At 71.7% G+C, this 1651-nt stretch carries 3 protein-coding genes; all 3 read left to right on the top strand.

All coding sequences use genetic code 11. The features are described 5' to 3' along the window. Positions 1-69: 69 nt before the first annotated feature. Genes AC13HU_RS36730 through AC13HU_RS36720 form a run of 3 tightly spaced genes read left to right on the top strand, consistent with a single transcriptional unit; the run spans position 70 to position 1618 of the window. Positions 70-633, top strand: coding sequence for a GntR family transcriptional regulator (locus AC13HU_RS36730; RefSeq protein WP_483046334.1), 564 nt, complete (start codon positions 70-72; stop codon positions 631-633). Next, entirely contained in the window at positions 630-1445 is an 816-nt protein-coding gene (locus AC13HU_RS36725; protein WP_483046333.1) for a hypothetical protein, read from the top strand. The genes AC13HU_RS36730 and AC13HU_RS36725 overlap by 4 nt, the downstream gene beginning before the upstream one ends. Further along, positions 1442-1618, top strand: coding sequence for a hypothetical protein (locus tag AC13HU_RS36720; protein ID WP_483046332.1), 177 nt, complete (start codon positions 1442-1444; stop codon positions 1616-1618). The genes AC13HU_RS36725 and AC13HU_RS36720 overlap by 4 nt, the downstream gene beginning before the upstream one ends. Positions 1619-1651: the final 33 nt, after the last annotated feature.

Genomic DNA, 1651 nt, shown 5'->3' with positions numbered 1-1651 from the left:
CCACCGACCAGCCCCGGCGGCCGACAGCCGCAACCACAGCCCCCGATCGACGTCATGGAGCCCCCACGTATGTCCCGTTCCGATGACCAGCCGGCCGCGAAGCCGCCGCCGGTGGACCTCACCGCGCTCGGCCGGGACATCCTGACGATAAAGCGGGCCTCCCGCGGCGGAACCCAGACAGCGCCGGCCGCCGTCGGACGCAACGCCGCGGCCGTGGACGAGACGGTGGAACGCTGGGTGCCGGTGGCAGCCGCGTACCGCGACCGCACCGCCTCACCGGCGCAGAGAGCCCACTGGACGACGGTGATCAACGCCGTCGGCACCCACACCCACACCGCCGTGGCGTTCGAGGCGGTGATGCTCCGCGCACGGGACGTCCTCACCCTGCTGCAGGCCCTCAAGGGAAGCGCCTCGCCGGGGCCCTCGGTCAACGGCATCGCCGAGGCGCTCACGCGGGAGATCGCCAAAGGAGCTTTCCCGCCGGGCAGTTGGCTGTCCCGCGCCAACATCGCGGCCGAATTGCGCGCGCCCGAAGACCGCGTGCGATTCGCGCTGGCCGACCTGGCCGCGAAAGGCGTGGTGACCGCCCAACCCAACGGGGCCTACACCGTGGCGCACCGGAGCGGCACGTGAACCCCGAGGACTCCCCCACCCAGCCCACGGCCGAGGACGACCAGCTCGACGCCACCGACAAGGACCTCTACCTCGCCGGCGAGCACCTTCGCTCCAGTGCCCGGATCGTCGGCATCAGCCTCGATCCGGGTCTCCCCCGCGCGGGCGCACTCCTCCTGACGCCACTCTCCGCGACCGACGCGGTCGCGCTGGGCAACCTCGTCATCGACGTCGCAGCAGGGGCGCAGGACACCCTCGCCGACGCTGCCACCACCATCGATGTCGACCCTGACGGCGCCGCGGCCTGGCTCCACGCGGCGCTCGGCCTGGCCGGGCTGCCTGTCAAAGCCGGCCGGCCCGTCGGCACCGGGCCCGAGCGCCGGATTCCTCTGTCCGCTGTCGACCTTGCCGCTCTCCAGGCTCTGACTCGACCCCTCGAAAAGCGCGCCACCACGCTCACCACGATCGCCGACGACCTGAAGGCCGCGCTGCACCGCCATGGCCTGCTGTCACTCGCCCCCCGTGCGACAGGCGGCCGGGTGGAGACCGGATGGATGGGGGTGAAGGAGGCGAGCAAGCTGCTCCACGTCGTGGACGGCTCCCTCCACGAACACCCCGACGCCGACGACCGCACATTCGTCGACCGCGAATTCGTCGCGGACACCTTCCTCGGGCTCGTCTACGTCTTGCAGACCCTCCTGGACACCGCGATCACGGTAGACGCGCAATGGCCCTGCTCACACTGCCCTGCCGTGCCCGCCATCACCATCGGCCCTCTCATCCCCCTGAAGGCAGCGCAGTTGGCCGCCCACCTGCATAAGGCGGCCCTGTGAACGCCCGGATCGACGCCGGCCACGACCCGGGCGATGAACAGGCAATGACCCGCCAGTGGCGGCGCACCCTCACCGCGGGGTGGATCGCACTGGGCACGATCGCCGGAATCGCGGTCGGGTGCGCCGTCCTGATCCTCGTCCTGACGCAGACGCACCTGCCCCGGCTGCCATGACGCCACGACACGCCCCCCCCGGGAGAGGAGCAC

The organism is Streptomyces sp. NH27 (assembly GCF_056859195.1).
The sequence above is the reverse complement of the archived record's forward strand: the minus strand, read 5'-3'. Positions and strand labels throughout refer to the sequence as shown.